The organism is Pseudomonas sediminis, assembly GCF_002741105.1.
Lineage (GTDB): Bacteria > Pseudomonadota > Gammaproteobacteria > Pseudomonadales > Pseudomonadaceae > Aquipseudomonas > Aquipseudomonas sediminis.
This window is the reverse complement of record NZ_NIQU01000001.1, coordinates 247283-272611: the sequence shown is the minus strand read 5'-3', so window position 1 is coordinate 272611 and position 25329 is coordinate 247283. Positions and strand designations below refer to the sequence as shown.

The 25329-nt window shown below is 61.6% G+C and carries 27 protein-coding genes; 16 read left to right on the top strand and 11 right to left on the bottom strand.

The window, feature by feature from the left end; translation table 11 throughout:
* Window positions 1-81: 81 nt before the first annotated feature.
* The 4 genes from CDO35_RS01400 to minC form a co-directional block, all read right to left on the bottom strand.
* Entirely contained in the window at window positions 82-717 is a 636-nt protein-coding gene (locus tag CDO35_RS01400) for an RluA family pseudouridine synthase (protein ID WP_099522233.1), read from the bottom strand.
* A 142-nt stretch (window positions 718-859) separates the two neighbouring features.
* Window positions 860-1114 carry a cell division topological specificity factor MinE gene (gene minE / locus CDO35_RS01395; RefSeq protein WP_004423407.1) on the bottom strand — a complete coding sequence of 85 codons (255 nt, stop codon included), beginning with the start codon at window positions 1112-1114 and terminating at the stop codon, window positions 860-862.
* The gene (gene minD, locus CDO35_RS01390; protein WP_037003648.1) at window positions 1111-1926 is read right to left on the bottom strand and encodes a septum site-determining protein MinD; all 816 of its coding nucleotides are present in this window, start codon (window positions 1924-1926) and stop codon (window positions 1111-1113) included. The genes minE and minD overlap by 4 nt, the downstream gene beginning before the upstream one ends.
* Before the next feature lie 99 nt (window positions 1927-2025).
* A complete protein-coding gene (gene minC / locus CDO35_RS01385; RefSeq protein ID WP_099522232.1) occupies window positions 2026-2754 on the bottom strand; it encodes a septum site-determining protein MinC in 729 nt (242 codons plus the stop codon).
* A 217-nt stretch (window positions 2755-2971) separates the two neighbouring features.
* On the opposite strand from minC, the gene CDO35_RS01380 reads away from it, so the two are divergent.
* Both CDO35_RS01380 and CDO35_RS01375 read left to right on the top strand, forming a co-directional pair.
* Window positions 2972-3904 carry a lipid A biosynthesis lauroyl acyltransferase gene (locus CDO35_RS01380; protein WP_099522231.1) on the top strand — a complete coding sequence of 311 codons (933 nt, stop codon included), beginning with the start codon at window positions 2972-2974 and terminating at the stop codon, window positions 3902-3904.
* A 35-nt stretch (window positions 3905-3939) separates the two neighbouring features.
* Window positions 3940-5121 (top strand): patatin-like phospholipase family protein, encoded by a 1182-nt coding sequence (locus CDO35_RS01375; protein WP_099522230.1) that lies wholly within the window; start codon window positions 3940-3942, stop codon window positions 5119-5121.
* A gap of 6 nt (window positions 5122-5127) precedes the next feature.
* On the opposite strand, the gene CDO35_RS01370 is transcribed toward CDO35_RS01375, so the two are convergent.
* The 4 genes from CDO35_RS01370 to CDO35_RS01355 form a co-directional block, all read right to left on the bottom strand.
* On the bottom strand, window positions 5128-5982 hold the full coding sequence (locus CDO35_RS01370; RefSeq protein WP_099522229.1) for a pirin family protein: 855 nt from the start codon (window positions 5980-5982) through the stop codon (window positions 5128-5130).
* 109 nt (window positions 5983-6091) lie between these two features.
* Window positions 6092-6862: an MlaA family lipoprotein gene (locus CDO35_RS01365; protein ID WP_099522228.1), complete on the bottom strand. Its 771-nt coding sequence runs from the start codon at window positions 6860-6862 to the stop codon at window positions 6092-6094.
* Window positions 6855-8153: an alpha/beta fold hydrolase family protein gene (locus CDO35_RS01360; protein WP_017677988.1), complete on the bottom strand. Its 1299-nt coding sequence runs from the start codon at window positions 8151-8153 to the stop codon at window positions 6855-6857. The genes CDO35_RS01365 and CDO35_RS01360 overlap by 8 nt, the downstream gene beginning before the upstream one ends.
* Before the next feature lie 156 nt (window positions 8154-8309).
* Complete coding sequence (locus tag CDO35_RS01355) at window positions 8310-8534, bottom strand: DUF2061 domain-containing protein (protein ID WP_099522227.1); 225 nt, start codon at window positions 8532-8534, stop codon at window positions 8310-8312.
* A gap of 192 nt (window positions 8535-8726) precedes the next feature.
* Here CDO35_RS01355 and CDO35_RS01350 point away from each other — a divergent pair, with 192 nt between their 5' ends.
* From CDO35_RS01350 to CDO35_RS01315, 8 genes are all read left to right on the top strand, one after another.
* Entirely contained in the window at window positions 8727-9056 is a 330-nt protein-coding gene (locus CDO35_RS01350) for a DHCW motif cupin fold protein (protein ID WP_017677986.1), read from the top strand.
* A gap of 6 nt (window positions 9057-9062) precedes the next feature.
* Window positions 9063-9431: a DUF2784 domain-containing protein gene (locus CDO35_RS01345; protein WP_099522226.1), complete on the top strand. Its 369-nt coding sequence runs from the start codon at window positions 9063-9065 to the stop codon at window positions 9429-9431.
* Between the two features lie 105 nt (window positions 9432-9536).
* Window positions 9537-10349 (top strand): SDR family oxidoreductase, encoded by an 813-nt coding sequence (locus CDO35_RS01340; RefSeq protein ID WP_017677984.1) that lies wholly within the window; start codon window positions 9537-9539, stop codon window positions 10347-10349.
* 100 nt (window positions 10350-10449) lie between these two features.
* Window positions 10450-11613 (top strand): MFS transporter, encoded by a 1164-nt coding sequence (locus tag CDO35_RS01335; protein WP_099522225.1) that lies wholly within the window; start codon window positions 10450-10452, stop codon window positions 11611-11613.
* A 74-nt stretch (window positions 11614-11687) separates the two neighbouring features.
* Entirely contained in the window at window positions 11688-12116 is a 429-nt protein-coding gene (locus CDO35_RS01330) for a hypothetical protein (RefSeq protein ID WP_017677982.1), read from the top strand.
* A gap of 9 nt (window positions 12117-12125) precedes the next feature.
* Window positions 12126-12458 carry a YnfA family protein gene (locus tag CDO35_RS01325; RefSeq protein ID WP_099522224.1) on the top strand — a complete coding sequence of 111 codons (333 nt, stop codon included), beginning with the start codon at window positions 12126-12128 and terminating at the stop codon, window positions 12456-12458.
* Window positions 12459-12617: 159 nt separating this feature from the next.
* The gene (locus tag CDO35_RS01320; protein ID WP_099522223.1) at window positions 12618-13922 is read left to right on the top strand and encodes an OprO/OprP family phosphate-selective porin; all 1305 of its coding nucleotides are present in this window, start codon (window positions 12618-12620) and stop codon (window positions 13920-13922) included.
* Window positions 13923-14004: 82 nt separating this feature from the next.
* Complete coding sequence (locus CDO35_RS01315; RefSeq protein WP_099522222.1) at window positions 14005-14934, top strand: ParB/Srx family N-terminal domain-containing protein; 930 nt, start codon at window positions 14005-14007, stop codon at window positions 14932-14934.
* A gap of 50 nt (window positions 14935-14984) precedes the next feature.
* Here CDO35_RS01315 and CDO35_RS01310 read toward each other — a convergent pair whose 3' ends face one another.
* Window positions 14985-15590, bottom strand: a complete 606-nt coding sequence (locus CDO35_RS01310; RefSeq protein ID WP_099522221.1) for an inorganic diphosphatase — start codon at window positions 15588-15590, stop codon at window positions 14985-14987.
* A 102-nt stretch (window positions 15591-15692) separates the two neighbouring features.
* On the opposite strand from CDO35_RS01310, the gene CDO35_RS01305 reads away from it, so the two are divergent.
* From CDO35_RS01305 to CDO35_RS01295, 3 genes are all read left to right on the top strand, one after another.
* Window positions 15693-16826, top strand: coding sequence for a GNAT family N-acetyltransferase (locus tag CDO35_RS01305; protein WP_099522220.1), 1134 nt, complete (start codon window positions 15693-15695; stop codon window positions 16824-16826).
* A gap of 468 nt (window positions 16827-17294) precedes the next feature.
* Window positions 17295-18779 carry a sodium/proline symporter PutP gene (putP, locus tag CDO35_RS01300; RefSeq protein ID WP_099522219.1) on the top strand — a complete coding sequence of 495 codons (1485 nt, stop codon included), beginning with the start codon at window positions 17295-17297 and terminating at the stop codon, window positions 18777-18779.
* 98 nt (window positions 18780-18877) lie between these two features.
* Window positions 18878-19087 (top strand): VF530 family protein, encoded by a 210-nt coding sequence (locus tag CDO35_RS01295; RefSeq protein WP_099522218.1) that lies wholly within the window; start codon window positions 18878-18880, stop codon window positions 19085-19087.
* Here the strand turns inward: CDO35_RS01295 and CDO35_RS01290 are convergent.
* Window positions 19080-19964 (bottom strand): alpha/beta hydrolase, encoded by an 885-nt coding sequence (locus tag CDO35_RS01290; protein ID WP_099522217.1) that lies wholly within the window; start codon window positions 19962-19964, stop codon window positions 19080-19082. The two genes, CDO35_RS01295 and CDO35_RS01290, sit on opposite strands and share 8 nt — an antisense overlap.
* A gap of 94 nt (window positions 19965-20058) precedes the next feature.
* Complete coding sequence (locus CDO35_RS01285; RefSeq protein ID WP_099522216.1) at window positions 20059-23160, bottom strand: transglycosylase domain-containing protein; 3102 nt, start codon at window positions 23158-23160, stop codon at window positions 20059-20061.
* A 223-nt stretch (window positions 23161-23383) separates the two neighbouring features.
* On the opposite strand from CDO35_RS01285, the gene CDO35_RS01280 reads away from it, so the two are divergent.
* Genes CDO35_RS01280 through CDO35_RS01270 form a run of 3 tightly spaced genes read left to right on the top strand, consistent with a single transcriptional unit; the run spans window position 23384 to window position 25309 of the window.
* Window positions 23384-24064: a class I SAM-dependent methyltransferase gene (locus tag CDO35_RS01280; RefSeq protein ID WP_099522215.1), complete on the top strand. Its 681-nt coding sequence runs from the start codon at window positions 23384-23386 to the stop codon at window positions 24062-24064.
* A gap of 2 nt (window positions 24065-24066) precedes the next feature.
* Complete coding sequence (locus tag CDO35_RS01275; RefSeq protein ID WP_099522214.1) at window positions 24067-24501, top strand: VOC family protein; 435 nt, start codon at window positions 24067-24069, stop codon at window positions 24499-24501.
* Complete coding sequence (locus tag CDO35_RS01270) at window positions 24488-25309, top strand: aldo/keto reductase (RefSeq protein ID WP_099522213.1); 822 nt, start codon at window positions 24488-24490, stop codon at window positions 25307-25309. Before CDO35_RS01275 ends, CDO35_RS01270 begins: the two co-directional genes overlap by 14 nt.
* Window positions 25310-25329 lie beyond the last annotated feature (20 nt).

Sequence of the window (25329 nt, the reverse complement as noted above, 5' to 3'; positions counted from 1 at the left end):
TGTGCGTTTGCGGTCTGAGATCGCCCCGTCGCCTTTGCTGGTGCGCATTGCGTACCCTACGGGGCGTGGGGGCGGGAGCTATCAGAACGGCGCTGGGCACTCGAAGCGCAGGCGCTCGCCCGTTTGCGGGTGAGTGAGGGCGAGCATGCTGGCGTGCAGGCACAGGCGCTCATGCGCGGCCAGGGCCTGCCCATGGGCGTAGAGACGATCGCCCAGCAGCGGATGACCGATGGACAGCATATGCACGCGCAACTGGTGCGAGCGTCCGGTGATGGGCGTGAGCTCGACCCGGCACCAGTCGCCGCAGCGCTCGATGATGCGCCAGTGGGTCAGGGCGTGTTTACCCTGTTCATGGTCGACGACATGGCGTGGCTTGGTCGGTGGGTCATAGCGCAGCGGTAGATCGATACTACCGCTGTCGGCCTGCGGCTGGCCCCAGCACAGGGCGGTGTAGGCTTTCTCGGTTTCGCGGTCGTGGAACTGGCGCGACAGCTCGCGGTGGCTGTCGGCATCGCGAGCCAGGACGATGATGCCGGAGGTTTCCCAGTCCAGCCGATGGACGATGCGCGCCTCGGGGTAGCCGTTTTCCTGCAGGCGGGTGACCAGGCAATCCTTGTTGTCATCGGCGCGGCCGGGCACCGACAGCAGCAGGGTGGGCTTGTTGATCACCAGCAAGGCGGCGTCCTGGTGGAGAATTTCGATTTGGCTAAGCGGCATGGTGTGTGGGCTGGTGTAGGAGAGGATTTATCCGCGATGCTGTTTGCCTGAAGAAGCTTCGCGGATGAATCCGCTCCTACAGGTGCGTGTTGCTACAAATAAACACGGCGGCCGAAGCCGCCGTGAGCGCAACTGGACTCGATTAACGATCCGGCAGAGTGATGTTCAACTCCAGAATCGAGCAGCTGCCCTGGTTTTCCAGTGCAACCTGTACCTGGTCAGAGTCGATGTTGACGTACTTGCGGATCACTTCCACCAACTCCTGCTGCAGGGCAGGCAGGTAGTCCGGCTGAGTACGCTGGCCGCGTTCGTGGGCAACGATGATCTGCAGGCGCTCTTTGGCGATGGATGCGGTGGTTTCCTTCTTGCGCGAACGCAAGAAGTCAAAAATATTCATTCTCGACCTCCAAACAGGCGCTGCAGGAAGCCCTGCTTCTTCACATCCAGGAAGCGGTGCGCGACTTCCTTGCCAAGCAGGCGATCAACAGCGTCGCTGTAGGCCTGGCCGGCATCGCTTTGGTCATCGAGGATGACCGGGATGCCCTGGTTGGATGCCTTGAGCACGGCCTGGGATTCGGGGATCACGCCGAGCAGGCGGATGGCGAGGATTTCCTCGACGTCTTCGACGCCGAGCATTTCGCCCTTGGTGACTCGCTCGGGGTTGTAGCGGGTCAGCAGCAGGTGTTCCTTGATCGGCTCTTCGCCTTTCTCGGCGCGGCGCGACTTGCTCGCCAGCAGGCCGAGCATGCGGTCGGAGTCACGTACTGAGGACACTTCCGGGTTGGTCACGACGATGGCTTCGTCGGCGAAATACATCGCCAGGTGTGCACCCTTCTCGATACCGGCCGGCGAGTCGCAGACCACGTATTCGAAATTCTGCGACAGCTCGGAGATGACCTTCTCGACGCCTTCCAGGGTCAGGGCGTCCTTGTCACGGGTCTGGCTGGCGGCCAGCACGTAGAGGTTCTCGAGGCGCTTGTCCTTGATCAGGGCCTGGGTCAGGGTGGCTTCGCCGTTGACGACGTTGACGAAGTCGTACACCACGCGGCGTTCGCAGCCCATGATCAGGTCGAGGTTACGCAGGCCGACGTCGAAGTCGACGATGACGGTCTTGTGGCCGCGCAGGGCGAGACCGGTACCGATGGCAGCGCTGGTGGTGGTTTTACCGACGCCACCTTTGCCGGAAGTGACTACGAGGATCTTGGCCAAGGTGATTCACCCCAAAAAATTAAAAAACGCGGGAATCTGAGGCCATTCGAGGCTTCCAGATGCCCTTTTTGTGTCCGTAAAAAGTGGCGGAAGTATCCGTTAAAGGCGGGTGATGTTCAACACGTCACCCGACAGACTGACCTGTATCGCATCGCCCCACAGCGGGTCGCGGCGCAGGTCTTCGGCGACCTTGTAATGGCCGGCGATCGACAGCATTTCGGCGCCCATTTGCTGACAGAAAATCCGTGCCTTGGTGTTGCCCTTGATGCCCGCCAGAGCGCGGCCGCGCATGGGCGCGTAAACATGGATGTTGCCATCGGCGAGAAGTTCCGCCCCGGCGCTGACCGGCGCCAGCACGATCAGATCGCCACCCTGGGCATAGACCTGCTGCCCGCCGCGCACCGGGCTAGTGATGATGCGGCTGGGTTTGTGCTCGGGTTCGGCGGACTTTTCTTCGATTTTTTTCGGCGCAGGATCGAGAGGGCGTTCGCGTGCGCCGGATGGCGGCAGGACTGGCAGATCCATGGCTTCGGCCGCGGCAACGTCGCTTTCACGTGAGGCGCGGATGGCCAGGGTACGCAGGCCGTGGCGGCGGCAGACGGCCATCAGCTCGGCCAGGTCCAGCTCGCCTTCGCCCTCCGGCAATTTGTCCAGCGCCAGCACCAGCGGCGTGTTGCTGAAGAAGGCCGGGGCCTGGGCGACTTTTTCCGTCAGTTGCGCGTCGAGGCGTTCGAGGTCGTTGTGCGCCAGTTCCATCACGGTGATGGCGAGCATACTGCCCTTGAGCTGGAATACGGGGTCTTGGGCGAGGAGGTCGGCTTGGCTCATGGTGGTGCGATGGGCCTTCTGGCGAGTCGAAAGATGCCCGGACTTATAACGAGATAGCCCGCATGCCGCAAGCCACGTGCGTCAGCCAGGCAGGGTCGAGGTGAAAGCTTGGCTGTCGATTCGCTGTCGTGACCTGCTCTGACGGCTGTGATGCCAGCGAGCCGGTCGGGCAAACTGCGTTAGAATGCGCGGCTTTGTAAGTGATCGGAAACCTTTCATGGATCGCCCCCGCTTTCGCGCCTATTTTCTTCATCCGCGCTTCTGGCCGCTGTGGCTTGGCTTTGGGCTGCTGTGGCTGGTGGTGCAGTTGCCTTATGGCTTGCAGTTGAGACTGGGGCGGGCACTGGGCTGGCTGATGTACCGCACGGCCAGCTCGCGTCGGCAGATCGCTGCGCGCAATCTGGAGCTGTGCTTTCCTGGCAAGAGCACCGCTGAGCGCGAGCGTTTGCTCAAGGAAAACTTCGCTTCCACCGGCATCGCCTTCTTCGAGATGGCCATGAGTTGGTGGTGGCCCAAGGCGCGCCTGGCTCGCCTGGCGCACGTCGAAGGCCTCGAGCATCTGCAGCAGGCGCAAGCCGAAGGGCAGGGCGTGATCCTCATGGCGGTGCACTTCACCACCCTGGAGATCGGTGCCGCGCTGCTCGGCCAGTTGCACACCATCGACGGCATGTACCGCGAGCACGACAACCCATTGTTCGACTTCATCCAGCGTCGTGGCCGCGAGCGCCATAACCTCGATGCCACCGCCATCGAGCGCGAGGATATTCGAGCGATGCTCAAGGTGCTGCGTGCCGGTCGCGCCATCTGGTATGCGCCGGATCAGGATTACGGTCGCAAGCAGAGCATTTTCGTGCCGTTGTTCGGCATCCAGGCGGCGACGGTTACCGCCACTACCAAGTTCGCTCGCCTGGGCAAGGCGCGTGTGGTGCCGTTCACTCAGCAGCGTTTGGCCGATGGCAGCGGTTATCGCCTGGTGATCCATCCGCCGCTCGAAGGCTTCCCGGGTGAAAGCGAAGAGGCCGATTGCCTGCGTATCAACCAGTGGGTCGAGCAGGCGATCAGCACCTGTCCGGAGCAGTACCTGTGGGCGCACCGTCGCTTCAAGACGCGTCCCGAGGGCGAGCCGAAGCTGTACGGAAAGCGCGCGTAGTCCATCTATACTGCAACGAAAAACAGGATCGCCTGATGACCGTGATTGCTCGTCCCGATGCGCCCGTTACCGGGTTGATCCTCTCTGGTGGTGGGGCACGGGCGGCCTATCAGGTGGGTGTGCTGTCGGCCATTGCCGACCTGTTGCCGGACGCCTCGCACAACCCCTTTCCTGTGATAGTTGGCACCTCTGCCGGGGCGATCAATGCCGTCAGCCTGGCCTGTGGCGCGCTGCAGTTCGGCGAGGCGGTACGGCGCCTGACCTCGGTCTGGCAGGGCTTTCATACCCACATGGTGTACCGCAGCGACTGGCCGGGCGTGCTTCGCCAGGCGGCACGCTTCGTTGGACACAGCTTGCTTGGTCTGGGGCGCGATGTGCCGGTGGCCTTGCTCGACAGTTCGCCATTGCGCGAGTTGCTGGAGCGCGAGCTGGATTTCTCCGGTATCGCGGCGGCGGTGCGTCATCGCCAGCTGCGTGCCGTGGCGGTGACGGCCTTCGGCTACGAAAGCGGTCAGGCAATGACCTTCTACCAAGGCCGCGCCACCATCGACCCCTGGTTCCGCCACCGCCGTGTGGGTGTGCCGACGCGGTTGCAACTCGACCACCTGCTGGCTAGCGCGTCGATCCCGCTGATCTTCCCGCCGGTAAAGATCAACCGCGAATATTTCGGTGACGGTGCGGTGCGCCAGGCAGCCCCGATCAGCCCCGCGCTGCACCTTGGCGCCAGCCGCGTGCTGGTGATTGGCGTCAGCGGCAACGCGCACGGTGATCCGCAAGTGCCTGCTCCGGTCAACCCTGCCAACCGTCCGCCGAGCCTGGCGCAGATCGGTGGGCATATGCTCAACAGCACCTTCATCGACAACCTGGAAACCGATATCGAGCTGCTCGAACGACTCAACCAGATGAGCGCGCTGGTGCCGCCGGAGCGGCGTCCGCGCAACCTGGGTTTGAATCCGGTGGATGTGCTGGTGATCGCTCCGAGCCAGCCGCTGGATCAGATTGCCGCGCGCCATCAGCGTGAGCTGCCCAGGGCGCTGCGACTGTTTCTGCGCGGGCCGGGTGCGACCAAGGCGGGTGGGGCGGGCGTGCTCAGTTATCTGCTGTTCGAGCCTGGCTATTGCAGTGAACTGATCGAACTAGGCTACCAGGACGCGATGACGCGCAAGGCCGACCTCTGCCGTTTTCTCGGCTTGACCGAGGTCGTCCAGTCCGCCTGATTCAGCTCAGGCCAGTACACCATCGCGAAAATCACGCAATGCCTGCTCGATTTCCTCGCGGCTGTTCATCACGAACGGCCCGTACTGGACGATGGGCTCGTTCAGCGGTGTGCCGGCGATCAGCAGCACTCGCGCACCCTGGGCGCTGGCCAGGTGCAGCTCACCCTCGTCGGACAGGCGCACCAGGTGCCCGGCACTGACCGGTTGAGCGCTGGCCCCAGGCAGCTCCAGCAAACCCTGGTAGACGTAGAGCATCACCCGCTGACCATCGGCCAGGCGCGGTGAAACCTGGCTGCCGGCTGGCAGGTTCAGGTCGAACAGCTGGGGCTGGGTATGCGGGCGTTGCACGGCGCCGGCCTGGCGGGTCTCGCCGTCATCGAACTCACCGGCGATCACCACCACCTCGGCACCGGACGCTGTGTTGATCCGCGGGATCTCGCTGGCTGGAATGTCGCGATAGCCCGCTTCGCCCAGCTTGTCCTTTGCTGGCAGGTTGAGCCACAGCTGGAAGCCGCGCATAGCACCGGACTCCTGCTCGGGCATCTCGCTGTGGATGATGCCGCGCGCAGCTGTCATCCACTGCACGCCGCCGCTGCCGAGCAGACCGACGTTGCCCAGGTGATCCTCATGGCGCATGCGCCCCTCGAGCATGTAAGTGATGGTCTCGAAGCCACGATGCGGGTGCGGCGGGAAGCCGGCGATGTAGTCGTCGGGATTGTCGGTGGAAAACTCGTCGAGCATCAGAAACGGATCGAAGCGCTCCAGGCCGGGGCCGCCGATCACGCGGTTGAGGCGCACACCGGCGCCGTCGGAGGCAGGTTGGCCGGGCTGGATGCTGATGACGCGGCGTTGCGAGGTCATGGCGAGCTCCTTGAAAGGTAGGAATGACGCCATGCTAGTCGCATTGAATCGATATTTGGGTGGAAAATTTACGGGTTATGCATCGATAAAGTCGATGCATAACCCTGGCTCAGTCGGCAATCTTCAACTTGCGCGACTCGTGATAGAAGAAGCGCAGCTTCTCGTACTCGAATGGCGTGTTCAGCTGGCCGTAGCGGAAACCAGTGTTGGCGCGGGTATCGACCACGCGCAGCACGGTAATGCCTGGGTTGCTGCGGCTGGCGTCGGCCACATCGAGGTAGTTGACCGCATTCTCCAGGCTGTAGTCTGCCACCAGGCCACCTGTGTCACGCAGGTTCGACGGGCCGAGCAGCGGCAGCATCAGGTACGGGCCGGCAGGCACGCCGTAGTAACCCAGCGTCTGGCCGAAGTCTTCGCTCAGACGCGGCAGGCCCATCTTCGTCGCTGGGTCCCAGACGCCGCCCACCCCGAGGATGGTGTTGAACAGCAAGCGAGCGGTGCTATTCATCGCCCGCTTGCCCTTGAGCTGCAGCACGCTGTTGACCAGCGTGGGAATCTCGCCGAGGTTGTTGAAGAAGTTGTGCACGCCGGTCTGCACCAGATTGGGCGTGACGTAGCGGTAGCCGTCGACCACGGGCAGGAACACCCACTGATCGAAACGGTAGTTGAAGTGGTAGACGCGGCGGTTCCACGACTCCAGTGGGTCATAGACCTGCAGGGCGTCGCTGGAGGCGCGTTCGAACTCTTGTTGATCCAACCCAGGGTTGAATTGCAGGTTCTGCAGCGGATTGGTGAAGCCGTCTGCGTCGACCTGGCCTTCGGCCAGTGTCTGCCCGCTGGCCAGCAGCAGGGCGAGGATAAGAGTGCTGTGCTTAACCACGGAAGAACTCCAGCATGGCGTCGCTGTTGACGCGATAGTTGAGGTTGCCGCAGTGCCCGCCACGCGGGTAAAGGGTCAGGCGGTCGCCGAAGGTGCGGCGCAGGAAGCCGATATCGCCCGGGCCGAGGATCAGGTCGTCGGCATTGTGCATCACCGAGACCTTGTCGCTGCCTTTGAGGTAGTCCTCCAGGGCGTAGAGGCTGCTCTTGTCGATCAACTGGTTGAGGCTGCCGCCGTCATAGCGCGCACGCCACATGGGCATCAGTTGTTCGGCGATGTAGCAGTCGAAGTCGCAGCGCAGAGCCATCTGGAAGAACGGCGTGAGGCTGGTGCTCTCGGTGATGCGGTAGTCGCGCGGAGTGATCAGGCCACGGCGGTTGAGCAGGTCCGAAGTGAAGACGATATCAGCCGACGAGAAGCGGAACGAGGTGCCGATCAGCATCGCCATCTGCTCGTCGGAGAGTTTTTCCTTGGATTGCTGGAAGTCGTAGAGCATGGCCTCGTTGATATCGAGGTAGCCCTTGTCGTTGAAGTAGCGAGTCAGCTTGCCCAGCACCAGGTCATAGAAATTGGTGCTGTTGTCGATGCCTTGCACCTTGGTCTGCACCAGCTTGTCCAGGTTGCTGACAGAGGTGTAGAGATTGACCGGCGGGTTGAGCAGCAGCACGCGTTTGAAATCGAAGGCACGCCGGGTTTCGTCCAACTGGCTGACGAAGGCGGCATGCAGCGCCCCCAGGCTGTAGCCGGTCAGCAGGAACTCGCTGACCTCCAGCTTTGGATGCTGAGCACGCACGGCCTGCATGGCGCGGTACAGATCGTCGGCATCATCCGGGCTGTAGCCTGGCGTGGCCGAGCGCGAGGCAGCTGCCATGAAGTCGTAGCTGGTCGGTGACGACAGCTGCACGACATGGAAACCAGCGCCGTAGAACAGCTTCTTCAGGTACTCGGTGGTGCCGCTGGCGTAGTGCGCGCCGGTGCCGGAGATGATGAAAATCAGCGGCGCACGACCGTTCTGCTGGGCCAGGCGGTAACGCAGCTTGGTCACTGGCCAGAAGTTGTCCAGCAATTCAAACTCACGATCCGGGCGCAGGCGTACCGAGTAGTCGCGTTGCCGGATGTCGCCATCGGCCGGCAGCGTCGGGCGCAGCTCCGGCGGCGTGGTGGCGATGGTCGCCTCGAAAGGGTTGGCCAGTGGGTAGCCGTAGCTTTCGGCATCCACGTCGGCGGCCATCGCGGAAGCACAGAAGACCAGGCCGCCGAGCAAGGCGGCGAGTCGGGCAAGGCTGGGCATGTATTAAGTCCCTTTGAATAAGAGAACGTCTGGGTTGAGCAGCTGGCTTATGACAGCAGCAAGCGGGGCAAAGTGCCAGACTATCCTGCCTTATCTCAAGGAAACATGCGTAGCCTCCACCAGAGGCGCGCGACGACTGACTTCAGGCTTTTTCATTCAGGCGTGGTGGTGCAGCCAGGCATGCTTTGGGCGCTCTGCCGCAGGCTGACGACGGCGTTCGAAACGCTGCCAGACCTTCTCGTGAAAGTAGAAGCCCACCGAGTTGCACAGGGGCTCGATGGCCGCCACCATGCCGCTGGCTGCGACACTGCCAGTCAGGGCGTAGGTGACGGCGAAGGCGATGCAGAAGTGCATGATGGTGAAGGTCAGGGTCTTGAGCATGATGCACCTCGTTGAGAATCATTTCTTCATGTAAGAGAGGCTAGTCCTGTTCGTCAGTGTCGGGAAATGTGGCCTTTGCATGGTCTTGATAGTGTTGGTCAATTAATTTTTGTTCCTAGAGAGTCTCTTTCTATTTATTTTGCCTCGGGGTGTCTGCGTTAAGGTGGCGCTCTCTTTCGGTGGAGTTGGGCGATGCAGATCAGTGATATTCCCTTTGGCGTAACGGACTGGGCTGCTATACCAGCGACCGAGCATCCGGGTGAGCGTGGCGTTGCACGTTGGCGTACTTGCCAGTTCGGTGCGCTGCGTGTGCGCATGGTCGAGTATTCGCCGGGCTACCTGGCCGACCATTGGTGCCGGAAAGGGCATGTGCTGTTGTGCCTGGAGGGAGAGCTGACCACCGAGCTTGAGGATGGTCGGGTATTCGTGCTCAAGCCTGGTATGAGTTATCAGGTGGCGGATGGGGCCGAGGCTCATCGTTCATCGACGATGTCTGGCGCACGCCTGTTCGTGGTGGACTGAGCCGCAATGCTTTGGCGCATGGCTGCCGATGCCCTGGTGCTGGTGCACCTGGGTTTCATCCTGTTCGTGCTACTGGGTGGCTTGTTGCTGCTGCGCTGGCCGCGTCTGATCTGGCTGCATATACCTGCAGTGGTCTGGGGCATCGTGGTGGAGTGTTTGCATCTGGGTTGTCCGCTGACGCCCTGGGAAAACCAGTTACGCCGCGCGGCCGGGCAGGCTGGCTATGACGGCGGCTTTATCGAGCATTACCTGATACCGCTGATCTATCCGGCCGGGCTCACGCCAAAGATCCAGCTCTATCTGGGCGCGATCGTGGTGTTGGTCAACCTGACCGTATACGGCTGGCTGATCTGGCGCTGGCGCAACAAGGCTTGATCGCGATTTGCCCTGCCTATTCATAAGTCTGATGAAGGCGCGGGTGCTTTATTGCCTTCGCTACACTGCCAATCATTGCAACCAAACATTGAAGGCAGGGCTGCTATGCAAAACCGCATGATGATCACTGGCGCGGGCTCCGGCCTGGGACGCGAAATTGCCCTGCGTTGGGCACGCGAGGGCTGGCGACTGGCGCTGGCCGACGTCAACGAGGCCGGCCTGGCGGAAACATTGAAACTGGTCCGTGAGGCTGGCGGTGATGGCTTCACCCGACGCTGCGACGTGCGTGACTACAGCCAGCTGACCGCTCTGGCGCAGGCCTGCGAGGAGCAGTTCGGTGGTATCGACATCATCGTCAACAACGCCGGTGTCGCCTCTGGCGGCTTTTTCAGCGAGCTGTCGCTGGAGGACTGGGACTGGCAGATCTCGATCAATCTGATGGGCGTGGTCAAGGGTTGCAAGGCATTCCTGCCGCTGCTGGAAAAGAGTAAGGGCAAGATCGTCAACATCGCCTCGATGGCGGCCCTGATGCAGGGGCCGGGCATGAGCAACTACAACGTCGCCAAGGCCGGTGTGGTGGCGCTGTCGGAAAGTCTGCTGGTAGAGCTGCGTCAACTGGAGATCGGCGTGCACGTGGTCTGCCCATCCTTCTTCCAAACCAACCTGCTGGACTCCTTCCGTGGCCCTACTCCGGCGATGAAGGCCCAGGTCGGCAAGCTGCTGGAAAGCTCGCCGATCAGCGCAGCAGATATCGCTACTTACATTCATGACGAAGTGGCCAAGGGCAGCTTCCTGATTCTGCCGCATGAGATGGGCCGTATGGCCTGGGCACTGAAGCAGAAGAATCCGCAGGCGCTGTACGACGAGATGGCCAGCATGGCCGAAAAAATGCGCGGCAAGGTCAAATCGATCAGCTGACCATAGGGTCAGCTATTTTCGCCGGCAGGCTTGCCTGGTGTGGCCTCCGGGGGTAGGGTGGCCGCCCCGGCCTGCCTGCCGTAATGACTTCGGATACCTCGTGAAACCAGTCCCTCGGGCCCTGCTGCTAGTGGCTCTGGTGCTGGCGGCGATCAATTTGCGCCCCGGCATCACTTCCCTTGCACCGCTGATCGAACGCATCGCTGCAGAGCTGTCGCTGAGTCGCAGCTTCATCAGTCTGACCACGGCCTTGCCGGTGTTGTGCATGGGCCTGCTCGCACCGCTGGCGCCGCGCCTGGCCATGCGCTGGGGGCTCGAACGCACCATAGTGCTCTGCCTTGGGCTGATCGGTCTGGCGCTGCTGGCACGTCTGGCCGCGCACCAAAGTGCGGTACTGATCGGCAGCGCCATTGCCCTGGGTGCTGCCATCGCGGTCGCCGGGCCGTTGTTGTCGGGATTCATCAAGCGTCACTTCGCCAGCCAGATGGGGCGCGTGGTGGGCTGGTATTCACTGGGTATGGCCATTGGTGGGGCTGGTGGCGCAGTGCTCACCGCGCCGGCCACCGTGTTGTTCGGTGACGCCTGGCACCTGGGCCTGGCGGTATGGGCTGCACCTGCGCTGTTCGGGGTCATGCTCTGGCTGTGGCTGCCCAACCAGGCGGGTGCTGCCAATGAGCAGGAAAGCGGTGGCCTGCCCTGGCGGCAGCCGCGCGCGTGGCTGATCAGTTGCTTCTTCGCCATTCAAGCGGGCTTGTTCTATGCCATCGCGACCTGGGCCGTGGCGCGTTATCACGAAGCGGGGCTGAGCATGCTGCGCAGCAACTCGCTGCTTAGTCTGGCCATGCTCATGGGGCTGCCCAGCTCGTTCCTGCTGCCCTGGCTGGCGCAGCGCTACAACGCGCGTTATCCGCTACTGTTGGCTTGCGGTGCGGTCACCTGCGGTTGCCTGGCGATGGTCACCTTTATGCCGCGTTTCGTTCCGGAACTGTGGGCGGTGATCCTGGGTTTTTCGCTGGGCGGCTCCTTCGCCCTGTCGCTGGTGCTACCGCTCTACGAAGCCGGCTCGCCGATGGCTGTCAGCCGCTGGACGGCGATGATGCTGTTCACCGGTTACAGCCTGGGTTGCCTGACGCCCATTCTCACCGGCTTGGCGCGCGACATGTCCGGCAGCTACCGTCTGCCGTTTGCAGTGCTCACTGCATTGGCGCTGGTGATGACGCTGGTGGCGTGGTTGCTGGGGCGTAGCAGACGTCAGCCTCGCTGAAGAATTGGCAGCAGTTCCTTTCTTGCCCAGGCGTGCTGTGTTAGAAGGCGTTCTGCTTTTTCAGGAGTGCCGGTGTGGAGTCCGAATCCATCGTCTATGGCTGCATCCGCGACTGGCCCTCGGATGACCCCGAGCAACGTCGCCTGCGCCGTGAAACCAATCATGGCGTGCTGGCCGAATTGCCGGCCGGTGAGCTCTGGCCGTTTCTTGGTCGTGAAATGTTCTCCTTCTGCGATCTACCCGGTGCCGGCTTGTACCAGACCCAGGTGATCCACTTCGGCGCCAGCTATGGCGCGATCGAGTACGAATGGAACCTGTGGATCGAAGCCTTCGAGGCGCTGCTCAAGCGTCTGTACTGGGCCAGCGCGGTGGTGCATCTGGAAACCGAACTCAACGGCATGCATACCTTTCGCTGGGAGTCCGATAGCGGCTTTCATAGTCCGCAGGAAGGTGGGCTACGCGTGCGTTGCGCCTGGGAGCGCGAAGGCGCTTTGCGCGGTTAGGAGGCGAGGATGATCAACTATCTATGGTTTCTGTTGGCGGCCCTGTTCGAGATCGCCGGCTGTTATGCCTTCTGGATGTGGCTGCGGCTTGATCGCAGCGCCTGGTGGATCGCGCCCGGGCTGCTCAGCCTGGCGCTGTTCGCACTGATTCTGACCCGCGTCGAAGCCTCCTTCGCTGGTCGCGCGTATGCCGCCTATGGCGGTGTCTATATCGTCGCTTCGCTGGTGTGGCTGGCCTTGATTGAAAAGACCCGGCCAATGCTCAGCGACTGGTTGGGTGCTGCGCTGTGTCTGTTGGGGGCCTCGATCATCCTGCTGGGGCCAAGGTTGCATCCCTCTTGATGCTGCTTATAAGTATCGGAAGTAAAAAGTTCCGTTGTCATCAAATCTTTATATATCGGCAACTGCGCTGAAATAACCCCTCGCCAAGATTCCCCCCAACACGAACGAGCCTACAGCTCGGGTGTTTTCAACACTTAAAGTCCAACAGGGGAATCCTCGATGATCCGTAAGCACTTCGCCGGTTTCGCAGCCAGCGCCCTGGCTCTGGCCGTCTCCGCCCAGGCTTTTGCCGGCACCGTCACCACTGACGGCGCCGACCTCGTGATCAAGACCAAAGGCGGCCTGGAAGTCGCTACCACCGACAAGGCGTTCAGCTTCAAGCTGAGCGGCAAGCTGCAGTGGGATGCCACTCAGTTCGACGGTCTGATGGCTGCCGACCAGAACAAGCCGTTCGACGATACCTTCAATACCTTCATCCGCCGCGGTGAGTTTGGCCTGGAAGGTACCGCTTACAGCGATTGGGACTGGGGGCTGCGCCTGAGCTACGACGAGTATGACGACACCAGTGTCGACCGCGCTTTCATTGCCTATACCGGTCTGGATATCGGTACCTTCACCGTAGGGCGTTTCGGCGTCGATTACGGTCTGGAAAACACCACCAGTTCTTCCTGGATCACCGCCATCGAACGCCCGTTCATGTACGATTTCCTCAATGGCGATGAGGACACCCAGTTCGGCGTCAACTTCAAGCATTCGGGCGACAACTACGGCCTGATGGCCCAAGTTGCCACCTATGAAGGCGACAACAACTACAAGGGCGAAGAGAACGACGAGCTGTACGGCTACACCCTGCGCGCTCACTGGGCTCCTTACCTCAACGGCACCGACGTTATTCACCTCGCCGCCAACTACCACAACAGCGAGTCCGACGATAACCGTGCCCGTGCCCGTACCCGCATGGGTATTCGCAGCGACAACGATTTCCGCCTGACCTTCGGCGACGTGCGCGTGGCTGACAAAGACGTCGAGTGGGTGCTGGAGTCCGGTGCTCAGTTCGGTGCTTTCCGTGCTCAGGCTGAGTACTTCCAGCGTCAGATCAGTGGTGAAACCCTGGCCGGTGCGAAGTCCGATGTTGATCTCAGCGGCTACTACGCGCAGGTTTCCTACATGTTCAACGGCGTGCGCCAGTACAAGGCCGCTGACGGCAAGTGGGACAAGCCGGACAACATGAAGGGTTCCTGGGAAGTCTTCGCCCGTTACGAAAGCACCACAATCGATTCCGATGCGGCTGCCATTCCGGGCAACCTGGGTCTTGCCGGTATCGTGGCTGACGACGTCAACGACGAGTTCGAGACCAAGGCCATGGTAGTGGGTGTGAACTACTTCGTTACTCCGTCCGTCCGTACCAGCCTGAACTACATCGATTATCAGGTGGACAACATCAACACCTCTAACCAGGTGGGTGGCAAGAGCGTGCAGGATGACGGCAAGGCAATCGTAGGTCGCCTGCAGTACGTGTTCTAAGCAATACCTTCATCCGTTGCTCCTGATTGAGCCCCGCCAATGGCGGGGCTTTTTTATCGCCAAGTCCTTTGGAGATGTTTCGATGCGTCAAATCACTTTGATACTGGTTGCGCTCGGCCTGAGTTCGACCGTCCTGGCCCAGGATTACAGTGCAGCCAAGCCCGGTGAGTTGCTTCAGGTGCCGCTGCAAGCGTTGCACCCGACCCAGGCTGCGGTTGGGTATGACCAGATCTACTACAAGCTCGGCCGCTTCGCGCAAGAGCGCAATAAACTGTTCGACGAATATTGCGAGGCCAACGGGCAGGGCGAGAGTGCCAATGTGCCAGGTGACGCCGACCTGCGGAAACCGGAAAGTTTCACCTGCCAGGATAAGGTCGGTGCTCGTAGCAGCGAGATGAAAACCGTGGTCATTGGTCCCGAAGGCAAGTTGTTCCTTACCGATGGTCATCACACTTTCACCGTGCTTGTGGAGCATCCCAAGGGCGGCGAAAACCTGAACATGTGGGTGCGGGTGACTGACAACTTCAGCGACAGCGCTGACATGGCCAGCTTCTGGCAACGCATGGCGCAGGCGCGCAAGGTCTGGCTCAAGGACGGCAACGGCCAGGCCATCGATCCTCAACAGATACCGAGCCAGCTCGGTTTGCAGCATCTGGCCAACGACCCCTATCGAGCGCTGGTGTACTTCACTCGCGAGGTGGGTTACGACAAGCCGCGTTCTGGCGAAGTGGCCCCTGAGTTTCTGGAGTTCTATTGGGGCAACTGGCTGCGTTCGGTGATGTCGCTGGATACATATGACCTAAGTGACCGTGGCGATTACCGCGATGCGGTCGAAATTGCTGCGAAGAAGATGGTGGCGCTCGCACCGGAAGACGAAGTCGGCAGCAGTGGATTCAAGGCCCGTGAGTTGGGTGTTTATTCGTCGATGGACCGCAAGGAGCTGAACAAGGTGGCCGGCCGCAAGCTGAACTACGCCACCAGCTACAAGAAGGCTCTGGCCGGGAAAAGTTGAAGGCTGTGATTGAAAAGGCCCAGCACTTGGCTGGGCCTTTTCGCGGTTTGTCAGTTGTTCTTTTTGTAGTTGTCCAGGGCCATCTGGATCATCTGGCGAGCTTCGGCGGCGCTGCCATAGCCGTTGAGTTCGACTTTCTTGCGGCCTTCTGGCAGTTGCTTGTAAACGCGGAAAAAAGCCTCGATGCGCTGGCGCTCGATCAAGGGTAGGTCATCGATGTCCTTGATGTTGTCGTAAGTCGGATCGATATCGCTGCTGGGCACGCCAATGATCTTTTCATCCGCTTCACCGCCGTCGATCATCTTCAGATAGCCGATCGGACGGAACTTGATCAGCACGCCTGGATGAAGAGGCTCGCGAGTTAGCACCAGGCCGTCCAATGGGTCGTTGTCACCACCCAGCGTGCGAGACAGCGAACCATAGTTGGCAGGGTAGACAACAGGCATGGACTGGAAGCGGTCGACGAAAACCAGACCTTCTTCGTTGATCTCGTACTTGGTGAAGCTGCCTGCTGGAATTTCCACCGCCATGTGTACGTTGTTCGGTGCATCTTCTGCCTGGGTCGCGTGAAAAGGATGAGTAATCGACTGCTGGGCGATGGCCGTACCGCTGCCGAGCAATAACGCGATTCCGAGGGCGAGAAGGGACTTTTGCATGGTTAACTCCTATACAGAGCTCAAAGTTATAAGGGTTGGCCTTCTCATATTGCAGGTGCATTGTTAGAGATATATTGCAGTCTGGCTTCTGGAGCTCAGCTCATGTCCGTCACCATCATCGACTCCCTTCACGCAGTGTCGGCAGAGACCTGGGATGCTCTGTTACCGCAACAACAGCCGTTCCTGCGTCATGCCTTCCTCAGTGCGCTGGAGGACAGCGGCAGCGTTGGCGGTCGCAGTGGTTGGCAGCCCTCGCACCGGCTCTGGTGCGATGAGCACGGCAAGGTGCAGGCAGCGTTGCCGGCTTATGTGAAGCAGCACTCTTATGGCGAATACGTATTCGATCACGGCTGGGCTGACGCCTGCCGACGCGCCGGCATCGCCTACTACCCCAAACTGCTGGGCGCCGTACCGTTCTCTCCGGTGACCGGAACGCGTTTGCTCGGCGACGCCGGTGCGGCTGCCGAGCTGCTCGATGCGTTGGCAGCCGAATTGAGCGATGAAGGCTTGTCGAGCCTGCATATCAACTTCACCAGCCCGGCTTGCGACACTGTTCTGATGCAGCGGCAAGGCTGGTTGGAGCGCATCGGTTGTCAGTTTCACTGGCACAACCGTGGTTATCGTGATTTTCAGGACTTTCTCGATACGCTCAGTTCGCGCAAACGCAAGCAGATGCGCAAGGAACGCGAGCAGGTGGCGGGGCAGGGCATTGAATTCGACAGGCGCCTGGGTCATGAGCTGGGCGAGGCGGACTGGGATTTCGTCTACCACTGCTACGCCAACACTTACCACGTGCGTGGTCAGGCGCCCTATCTGACACGGGACTTTTTCAGCCTGCTGGCCGAACGCATGCCCGAGATGATTCGGGTGGTGTTCGCCACGCAGCATGGTCGTGCGCTGGCGATGGCTTTCAGTCTGGTCGATGGCGATACCTTTTATGGCCGCTATTGGGGCTGCCTGGCCGAATTCGACCGGCTGCATTTTGAAACCTGCTTCTATCAGGGCATGGAGTTGGCCATCGCCGAAGGTCTGCAACGCTTCGATGCTGGCGCGCAGGGTGAGCACAAACTGATTCGCGGTTTCGAGCCGGTCATCACTCGCTCCTGGCATTATCTCTGCCATCCTGGGCTGCATGCTGCGGTTGCCGAGTTTCTCGAGCAGGAGCGCTCTGGCGTGCGGGTTTACGCTGAGGAGGCGCGCAGTTATCTGCCTTTTCGCCAGGCCAGCGGGGACTGATCGAGCGATCAGGTTCTCGGCGCAAGGCCGAAACAGCTGTTTGCCGGAAGTTCCCCGTGTCGGAGATTTCTGTAAAAACTCCAGAGCTTTCAGCAAGAAGCACGCTCACGTCTGCCACTAAATTCCGCCCTTCACTTTCGTTACGACCGTTTTTGTCTGCGCCGATTGGTCAGACCAGCTTTGCTGGGCTAGACCGATAATAGAAGTGCATGCAGCCGAAGTAGGGTGGTAACGCGATTCGGTGGCCGCAGGCGCAAGCCAGGGAGGTCAGGGAAAGTGCTCAGGCACGTGCCGATGCTGTGACGAAGTGGTGGAGATTTCACTGCGCCGGTATCTGCCCCTGAACGTGCTCACCAGACATCGGTGTGACGAGGAAGAGAGACCGGAGCCCGCATCCGCAAAAACGGGTGCGCTTTGCCAAGCTGGGCACGGTGCCCAAGAACAACAAACGAGAGGGGAGCCCCCCAAATGACAGCTAGTACTCCAATGCTCGTCACCTTCGTGGTGTACATCGCAGCCATGGTGCTGATCGGCTTGATCGCCTATCTGCGTACCAAGAACCTTTCCGACTACATCCTCGGTGGCCGCAGTCTCGGTAGCTTCGTTACCGCACTGTCCGCCGGCGCTTCCGACATGAGTGGCTGGTTGCTGATGGGCCTGCCTGGCGCGATCTTCGTCGCTGGCATCTCCGAAAGCTGGATCGCCATCGGTCTGGTCATCGGCGCCTACCTCAACTGGTTGTTCGTTGCCGGCCGTCTGCGTGTGCAGACCGAGCACAACGGTAACGCCCTGACCCTGCCGGACTACTTCACCAACCGTTTCGAAGACAACAGCCGCATCCTGCGCATCTTCTCGGCGCTGGTGATCCTGGTGTTCTTCACCATCTACTGCGCCTCCGGTGTGGTGGCCGGTGCTCGCCTGTTCGAGAGCACCTTCGGCATGTCCTACGAGACCGCGCTGTGGGCCGGCGCTGCTGCGACCATCGCCTACACCTTCATCGGTGGCTTCCTGGCAGTGAGCTGGACCGATACCGTACAGGCCACCCTGATGATCTTCGCGCTGATCCTGACCCCGGTCGTGGTGATGATCGCCACCGGCGGTTTCGATCCAGCCATGGCCGCCATCGAGGCAGTCGACGCGACCAACTTCGACATGCTCAAGGGCGCGACCTTCGTCGGTGTGATCTCGCTGATGGCCTGGGGCCTGGGCTATTTCGGCCAACCGCACATCCTGGCGCGCTTCATGGCTGCTGATTCGGTCAAGTCGATCCCGGCTGCTCGCCGCATTTCCATGACCTGGATGATTCTGACCCTGGCTGGCGCTGTTGCTGTCGGTTTCTTCGGTATCGCCTACTTCGCGGCGCACCCTGAAGTCGCCGGCCCGGTCGCTGAGAACCCGGAGCGCGTGTTCATCGAACTTGCCAAGCTGCTGTTCAACCCGTGGATCGCCGGTATCCTGCTGTCCGCCATCCTGGCGGCGGTGATGAGTACCCTGAGCTGCCAGTTGCTGGTGTGCTCCAGTGCGCTGACCGAAGACTTCTACAAGGCTTTCCTGCGTAAAGACGCTTCGCAGACCGAGCTGGTTTGGGTCGGCCGCGCCATGGTGCTGCTGGTGGCACTGATCGCCATCGCTCTGGCTGCCAACCCGGAAAACCGCGTACTGGGCCTGGTGTCCTACGCCTGGGCCGGCTTCGGCGCTGCGTTCGGTCCGGTGGTGATCCTCTCCCTGCTGTGGAAGGGTATGACCCGCAACGGCGCTCTGGCCGGTATGCTGGTCGGTGCTGCCACCGTGATCGTATGGAAGAACTGGATCGGTCTGGGCCTGTACGAGATCATTCCGGGCTTCATTCTCGCCACTCTGGCCATCGTCATCTTCAGCCGTATCGGTCAGGCACCGAGCCAGTCGATGCTGAGCCGCTTCGACAAGGCCGAGAGCGAATACAAGTCGGTGTAACGCTGCTGGCTTGAACCGAAGGCGATGATTGCCAGGCAGTCATCGCCTTTTTCGTTTCTGGCTCTAAGATAGGCGCACTTTTGTTGACGGATGCTCTCATGACCAGCAATGACCCGCTCCATGGCCTGACCTTGCAGGCGATTCTCAACGCCCTGGTGGACCGCATCGGTTGGGATGGCCTTGCCCATCAGGTCGACGTGCGCTGTTTCAAACATGAGCCGAGCATCAAGTCGAGTCTGACCTTCTTGCGCAAGACGCCTTGGGCACGGGCCAAGGTGGAGCAGCTCTACCTGCAGCACTTCAGTTAAGTTCGAGCCCCAGAGCCCGCAAGGCCTGGCGGTAGCTGTTACCGGCCATGCGTAGGCTGTTGTTGTGGTTGGCGCCGTCGATCAGCAGTAACTGCTTGGGCTCGCTGGCCGCGTCGAACAGCGCCTGGCTGAAGCGTGACGGTACGTAGCGGTCATCGCGACCATGAGCGATCAGCACCGGGATGCCGACATCGCCGATCTTGCTCAGTGAATCGAACTCCTGCGACAGCAGCCAGCGCACCGGCAGCGAGGTGTTGGTAACCGCGGCCGCCACATCGCCCAGATTGGTGAAACTGGATTCTACGATCAGGCCGGCGGCCTGCGCGGCTTCCTCTTCGCTCGCCAGCTCGTGCGCTAGGTTGACGGCTACGGCGCCACCCAGTGAATGACCATAGATGAAGCGCTTGTTCGCCTCGGGCTGCAGGCGCACCAGATGCTGCCAGGCGATCAGGGCGTCCTGGTAGACGCTACGCTCGGAGGGCAAGGCGCCACGGCTTTCGCCGAAGCCGCGGTAGTCTACCGCCAAGACCGAGAAGCCCATGGCATGCAACTGTTCGATGCGAAACAGCTGGCCGGTCAGGTTCCAGCGTGAGCCATGCAGATAGAGCAGCGTCGGGGCATCCTTGCGGGCGGCCGGCCACCACCAGGCATGCAGGCTCTCTTCGGCAGTGAGGTCAGGGGATTGCAGTTGCACGTCCTCGACGCCTGCAGGCAGGCCGCTGAACCAGCGGGCGGTGCCGGGCTCGATGCGAAACACCAGCTCGCGTTCGGTCTGCTCCAGTTTGGCGCAGCCTATCGGCAGCAATACCAGTAGGCAGCCCAGAAACATCAGGCTCAGGCGACGACGGCGCAGCAGGGCTAACCAGGGTGAGGGCATCGGCGTACTCATGAACGGCAACGGATAATGCAGCCATGGACTGCATATCCGATGCCGGGTTTCGCCAGGGGCCGGCCGCTGTGGTTACCAGGTATTACCACCGGCTGATCTGTGGTGGGCTCATCGGCGTATCGCACAGGGTGGCGCTGCCGGGTTCGAGGTAGGGCGCAAGGATCGGCGCCATGCCCTTGAGCACCTGCACCGGCAACGCCGAGGTGAAGGTGAAGCGTTCGGCCTCGCGTCCTGGCACGAACGCGGTCAGGGTGCCGTAGTGCCGCGGGCCGAGAAAGAACACGAAGGTCGCCGTGCGGTTCATCGCGCGCGAACTGATTACCCGGCCGCCAGGGCCGACGCTCTCGATGCGGTTGTCGCCGGTGCCGGTCTTGCCGCCCAGCGTCAGGCTATGGCCGTCCTGTAACTGGAAAGTGCCTTGCAAGCGCCGCGCGGTCCCGCCTTCCACCACTTGCGAGAGGGCATTGCGCAATGCCGCAGCCACTTCGGACTGCATCACCCGCTTGCCGACGTGTATATCCCGTTCGACTCGCGTCTCATAAGGCGTATCGGCGGCGAAATGCAGTTCGTCGATGCGCAGCACTGGCTGGCGAATGCCGTCGTTCTGGATGATGCCCATCAGCTCGGCCAAAGCCGCTGGCCGGTCACCGGAGCTGCCCAGTGCGGTGGCCAGCGAGGGCACCAGATATTGGAAGGGATAACCCAGGTTCTGCCAGCGCCGATGAATATCGGAGAAGGCTTCGACCTCCAGCATGATACGGATGCGGCTGTCGCGCGCACTCTTGTGCCGACTACGGAACAGCCAACCATAGACTTCCTGGCGCTCGTCGATGCTGGCGGCCACAGCGTCGCTGAAGGTCGCCTGCGGGTTGCTGATCAGGTAGCCCAGCAGCCAGAGTTCCAGCGGGTGGACGCGGGCGATATAGCCCTGGTCCGGCAGGCTGTAAGCGCCGGGGCCATAGTCCTGATACAGGCGTGTGATGCGTTGGTCGGTGAGTCTCTCCTGGGGCAGTTGCGCCCGCAGAAAAGCAGCAAAGGTGGCTTCGTCAGCCTGCGGCAGCAGGTAACGGTGCACGGCGCTCAGGCGTACCGAGGTCTGGCGCAGGCCGCTGATGAACGTCTCCAGGCGCTGCTGCTGCGGCTGGCCCTGATACTTGCGCCAGAAGCGCAGAAGGAAGGTGCGCCCCTCCTGATCAGCAAAGCGCTGCAGGTATTCCTGGCGGCGTGGGTCCTTGTCGTCCTTGAGCAGTTCGGCGCTGTTCTGGTAGGTGCTATAGCGCACCAGGTCACGCATCAGGCGTACAAAGGGCAGGTTGATCGACTCGCGCAGGGATTCGCGCAGGGTCGGGTTACGACCGTTGTCCTCGCGGCGGAAATTGCCGAAGGTGTGCAGGCCGCCGCCAGTGAAGAAGCGCTCGTTCGGGTTGGCCGAGTAGCGTCGCTCCAGCGCGGCGTCGAGCATGCTGGCCAGATCTGCCCCCGGGTTGGCTTGCAGGTAGCCCACGGACCAGCGGCTCAGGTAGTCCTGCTCGGCGATGTCCACTTGGCGCAACTCGGTCGGGCTCTTGTTCGCGTGGCGCTGATGCAGCTCGGCGATGATCTCCAGATAGGTGGCCAATACGCGCAGTTTGGCGGTGGAGCCAAGCTCCAGCTTGCTGCCCTCGTTGATGTCGAAGGGTTGGTCGGTACTGTCGGTCTGCACCCGTACCCGGCTGCCGGTTGGGGTGCGTTCGAACAGGGTGAAGCTATAGCGCACTTCCGCGGTTTTCTCCGGTGACAGCAGGCGCTCGCCGAACAGGCCGATCTTGCCGGCGAACTCTGGATCGGCCAGGTTCTGCAGGTAGGTACTGGTCTGCTGCTGCAGCTCGCGTTGCAGGGTGCTGCGTGCGGACAGGTCGAGGCGATCGAGATCGTAGAGTGGCATGCCCAGCAGATTGGACAGGCGCGAGCGCGCCACGCTGATGCCTTTGTCGCTCTCCACGGCGCGCAGGTTGGGCTCCTGTTGCCAGTCGCGGTACTGCAGTTTCTGTGTGAGGGCGGCATCGCGCAGGTCGGCATCGATCAGACCGCCGCTGGCGAGCAGGCGTATGTGGCTTTCGGTCAGTGCCTCCATGTCACGGCGCCCTTGTGCGAGGTAATAGGAGGGCCGGCGTTGGGCGATCATCAATGACAGCATCTGCCGCAGGGCCAGGCCGCGCTCGGCAAGGCTGGTGTCGGGCGAGCGACGCGGATCGAGTAGGGCGTTACTGCGCTCGAAGTCGGCGCCGTACCAGATGCGCAGGCCGTCAGCCAGGCCGTTCACCTCACCATGACCGGGTGCTGCAGACAGCGGCACGCTATTGAGGTAGTCGCGGACGATGCGTTGACGCGCTTCGAGCGTTTCCGGGCCGTGCTGATAAGCGCGCACGCTGGCGGAAATCATCTGCCGCAGCTTTTCCCCGGCGGACAGCGTCAGCCCATCCGGGGAGTGGCGGTATTTCTCAAGCTGCGTGGCCAGGGTGCTGCCCCCGGCGGACTGGTCCTGCACGTCGAGCATCTTGCCAAGCTGCGACAGCGCCGCCATGGCGAAGCGCGGCCAGTCCACCGCCGGGTTGGCCAGCGGTTGCGCGGGGTCGAGCAGCTCACGGTTCTCGATGAACAGCAGGCTGCTGACCACCAGCGGCGGGATGCTGGCGAAGTCGGCATAACCCTGCTGCGGGTAGCGAAATTCGTAGAACGGCGTGCCACGGCAATCGCTGATGCTCAGGCCACTCTGGCTCTTCTCGGTAAAGGGCGGGAACAGGCCGCGGCGGCTGTAGGCCATCAGTTGTTCGGAGAAGCGCGACTGCTCGGTGACCTGATAATCGCGCTGCTGCAGGCGCTCCAGCATCAGTGGCAGGTAGGCATAGCCCTGGCGTTTGTCGAAGGGACCATCGGTCGGGTAGATGATGCGCTCGCTGGGGCCTGGTTCGACCTTGTACGTGAGGTCAGCAGCATAGCGACTGAGCTCGCGTGACTGAAAGTGGGCGCTGCGCGACTCGAACACCAGCAGGGCGGTAACCGCGAGCACCAGCAGGACCAGTAACAGATAGATTGTCAGGCGCCAGTGATGCCTTCCAACATTGGCCGACTTCGTCCTGCCCTGCGTGCTCGCCGAGGAGGTGAGGTCAGGTTGCTGTGGATTACGTTGCCATGATGCGCCCATAAATCACCGGCCTGGCCTGTCAGCATCATTCAAAGCCGCGAGATTGCCTCTTGCCGGATGCTGACCTTGGGCCGGCTGGGCTGCGGTTGTCTCGTCTGTCTTGTTATCAGCTTAGACCCTTGCGCGCCGTCTGGCTGGCCGTTTCCACTCATTGCCTGGGTTGTACCTGGATGATGGACTGGCCTGCTAGACTCGCTGCAACGCACAGATGCAGGGAATCGGCATGCAGCGCGACCATCGAGAACAGCTCCAGCAAAGCTGGCAGGCCAATGCCGATGCCTGGGCTGCCGCAGTGCGTGAACAGCGCATCGAAAGTCGCCGCCTGGTCACCGATGCTGCGATCATCCAGGCTGTGCTGGCGCTGCAACCCAAACGCGTGCTGGATATCGGCTGCGGCGAGGGTTGGCTGTGCCGCGGGCTGGCCGAACATGGTATCGAACCGGTCGGTGTGGACGCTTCGGCGCCGTTGATCGAGGCGGCTCGTGCAGCCTGCGACGGGCGCAGTCAGTATCGCGTCTGCGGCTATGCCGAACTGGAAGAACACGCCGAGCAACTCGGGCGTTTCGAGGTGCTGGTCTGCAACTTCGCCCTGCTCGAAGAGCCGCTACAGCCTATTCTGCGCAGCCTGCAAAAGTTACTAGTGCCTGGCGGCAGCCTGCTGATTCAGACACTGCACCCCTGGCGTGCCAGTCATGGCGAGCCTTACCAGGACGGTTGGCGGGTGGAGGACTTCGTCGGCTTCGGAGAGGGCTTTCAGGCGCCCATGCCTTGGTTCTTCCGCACTCTGCAATCCTGGCTGACGCTGATCGCTGAAACCGGCTGGCGTCTCGAATGGCTGCAGGAGCCGCTGCACCCCGAGAGTGTTCAGCCGGTGTCCTTGCTGCTGTTGCTCAAGCCGCTCTGATCATGCAACTGCTGCTCAACCTCGATGTTCCCGATCTGCCAGCGGCAGTTGCCTTCTACCAGCAGGCGCTTGGCTTGAGCGTCGGGCGCAGGTTGTTCGACGGAACGGTGGTGGAGATGCTAGGCGCTGCCGTGCCGCTCTATCTGATACACAAGGCGGCTGCCAGCCAGGCGTGCGCAGAGGCGCACGTGCGGCGCGATTACCATCGTCACTGGATGCCGCTGCATTTGGACCTGGTGGTCGATGATCTTGACTCTGCATTGGCGCGGGCAATCGCTGCTGGCGCTCGGCAGGAGGGTGACATTCATGAATATGACTGGGGACGGCTGGTCACGCTGAGCGATCCCTTTGGCCACGGCTTGTGTTTCGTGCAGTGGCGCGATGAGGGGTACGACCTGGTAACGACCTGTACGGGAGAAATCGATGCGCAAAATTGACTTGGCCGGCGTACAGGTGCCGGTGATAGGCCAGGGGACCTGGCGCATGGGCGAAGACCGGCACCAGCACGCGCGTGAGGTGGCAGCACTACGCGAAGGACTGGACCTGGGCTTGAGCCTGATTGACACCGCCGAAATGTATGGCGAGGGTGGCGCCGAGCAGGTGGTGGGAGATGCCATCGCCGGTCGTCGTGACGAGGTGTTCCTGGTCAGCAAGGTCTACCCGCACAACGCCAGCCTGCAGGGCGTTCAGGCCGCCTGTGAGCGCAGCCTGAAGCGCCTGGGATGCGAGCGTATCGACCTTTACCTGTTGCACTGGCGTGGGCGCTATCCGCTTGCCGAGACGGTCGAAGGTTTCGAGTTGCTGCGAGCGCAGGGCAAAATAGGCGCTTGGGGCGTTTCCAACTTCGACCTGGATGACCTGCTGGAGCTGGACCAGCCGGCATGCTGCGCCAACCAGGTGCTGTACAACCTGGAGGCGCGTGGCATCGAGTATGACCTGATGCCCTGGCAACAGCGTGCCGTTATGCCGCTGATGGCCTACTGTCCGCTTAGCCAGGCTGGCGCAATGCTGCACGAGCCCGCATTACTCGAGGTGGCCCAACGGCATGAGGTGACGCCGGCTCAGCTGGCATTGGCCTGGACGATCAGGCAGGAGGGCGTAATAGCCATCCCCAAGGCTGTCGGCAGCGCGCACCTGCGCGATAACGCAGCGGCAGCTTCGATAACCTTGAGTGTGGATGACCTGGCCCTGCTCGACGCGGCCTTCCCGCCGCCGCGTCGCAAGCAAGCATTACAGATGGTATAGCGAGCAGCGCTGCCCGGTTG

Excerpts from the sequence above, each read along its gene's own strand:
- CDO35_RS01400 (WP_099522233.1), bottom strand. The coding sequence starts at position 717 with ATGCCGCTTAGCCAAATCGAAATTCTCCACCAGGACGCCGCCTTGCTG.
- minE (WP_004423407.1), bottom strand. The coding sequence starts at position 1,114 with ATGAATATTTTTGACTTCTTGCGTTCGCGCAAGAAGGAAACCACCGCA.
- minC (WP_099522232.1), bottom strand. The coding sequence starts at position 2,754 with ATGAGCCAAGCCGACCTCCTCGCCCAAGACCCCGTATTCCAGCTCAAG.
- CDO35_RS01380 (WP_099522231.1), top strand. The coding sequence starts at position 2,972 with ATGGATCGCCCCCGCTTTCGCGCCTATTTTCTTCATCCGCGCTTCTGG.
- CDO35_RS01375 (WP_099522230.1), top strand. The coding sequence starts at position 3,940 with ATGACCGTGATTGCTCGTCCCGATGCGCCCGTTACCGGGTTGATCCTC.
- CDO35_RS01370 (WP_099522229.1), bottom strand. The coding sequence starts at position 5,982 with ATGACCTCGCAACGCCGCGTCATCAGCATCCAGCCCGGCCAACCTGCC.
- CDO35_RS01360 (WP_017677988.1), bottom strand. The coding sequence starts at position 8,153 with ATGCCCAGCCTTGCCCGACTCGCCGCCTTGCTCGGCGGCCTGGTCTTC.
- CDO35_RS01355 (WP_099522227.1), bottom strand. The coding sequence starts at position 8,534 with ATGCTCAAGACCCTGACCTTCACCATCATGCACTTCTGCATCGCCTTC.
- CDO35_RS01350 (WP_017677986.1), top strand. The coding sequence starts at position 8,727 with ATGCAGATCAGTGATATTCCCTTTGGCGTAACGGACTGGGCTGCTATA.
- CDO35_RS01345 (WP_099522226.1), top strand. The coding sequence starts at position 9,063 with ATGCTTTGGCGCATGGCTGCCGATGCCCTGGTGCTGGTGCACCTGGGT.
- CDO35_RS01340 (WP_017677984.1), top strand. The coding sequence starts at position 9,537 with ATGCAAAACCGCATGATGATCACTGGCGCGGGCTCCGGCCTGGGACGC.
- CDO35_RS01325 (WP_099522224.1), top strand. The coding sequence starts at position 12,126 with ATGATCAACTATCTATGGTTTCTGTTGGCGGCCCTGTTCGAGATCGCC.
- CDO35_RS01320 (WP_099522223.1), top strand. The coding sequence starts at position 12,618 with ATGATCCGTAAGCACTTCGCCGGTTTCGCAGCCAGCGCCCTGGCTCTG.
- CDO35_RS01315 (WP_099522222.1), top strand. The coding sequence starts at position 14,005 with ATGCGTCAAATCACTTTGATACTGGTTGCGCTCGGCCTGAGTTCGACC.
- CDO35_RS01310 (WP_099522221.1), bottom strand. The coding sequence starts at position 15,590 with ATGCAAAAGTCCCTTCTCGCCCTCGGAATCGCGTTATTGCTCGGCAGC.
- CDO35_RS01305 (WP_099522220.1), top strand. The coding sequence starts at position 15,693 with ATGTCCGTCACCATCATCGACTCCCTTCACGCAGTGTCGGCAGAGACC.
- putP (WP_099522219.1), top strand. The coding sequence starts at position 17,295 with ATGACAGCTAGTACTCCAATGCTCGTCACCTTCGTGGTGTACATCGCA.
- CDO35_RS01295 (WP_099522218.1), top strand. The coding sequence starts at position 18,878 with ATGACCAGCAATGACCCGCTCCATGGCCTGACCTTGCAGGCGATTCTC.
- CDO35_RS01290 (WP_099522217.1), bottom strand. The coding sequence starts at position 19,964 with ATGCCCTCACCCTGGTTAGCCCTGCTGCGCCGTCGTCGCCTGAGCCTG.
- CDO35_RS01285 (WP_099522216.1), bottom strand. The coding sequence starts at position 23,160 with ATGGGCGCATCATGGCAACGTAATCCACAGCAACCTGACCTCACCTCC.
- CDO35_RS01280 (WP_099522215.1), top strand. The coding sequence starts at position 23,384 with ATGCAGCGCGACCATCGAGAACAGCTCCAGCAAAGCTGGCAGGCCAAT.
- CDO35_RS01275 (WP_099522214.1), top strand. The coding sequence starts at position 24,067 with ATGCAACTGCTGCTCAACCTCGATGTTCCCGATCTGCCAGCGGCAGTT.
- CDO35_RS01270 (WP_099522213.1), top strand. The coding sequence starts at position 24,488 with ATGCGCAAAATTGACTTGGCCGGCGTACAGGTGCCGGTGATAGGCCAG.